Annotated in this window: 1 protein-coding gene; it reads left to right on the top strand. The window is 49.6% G+C overall.

Features of this window, described 5'->3' with window-relative positions:
* Positions 1-49: 49 nt before the first annotated feature.
* Positions 50-250 (top strand): hypothetical protein (locus D0T84_RS22400; protein WP_163310120.1); only part of this gene is annotated, 201 nt, incomplete at its 3' end.

The following is a 250-nucleotide window of genomic DNA, read 5'->3' as shown; positions in this document are numbered from 1 at the left end:
TCGGGAAAGGGAAGCAAACAAAATGTAAACATCTAATTGACAGCGCGATATGAATAATACGTTAAAAAAGGCCGAAGAAAGAATTTGTTTGAATGAGAAGCAGGAATCAGGCTTTTTTCTGGAGGTCAAACGCCTGCCGTCGGCAACGGAATGGACCGACACCGTGCAAGGCACGGACTACACCCTCGCCTGGGACAATGCCACCATCTACAACCGTGGCAGTTATCGAGCTACGGTGACCGGTACGGGC

The organism is Dysgonomonas sp. 521 (assembly GCF_010501055.1).
Taxonomy (GTDB): Bacteria; Bacteroidota; Bacteroidia; order Bacteroidales; family Dysgonomonadaceae; genus Dysgonomonas.
The sequence above is the reverse complement of the archived record's forward strand: the minus strand, read 5'-3'. Positions and strand labels throughout refer to the sequence as shown.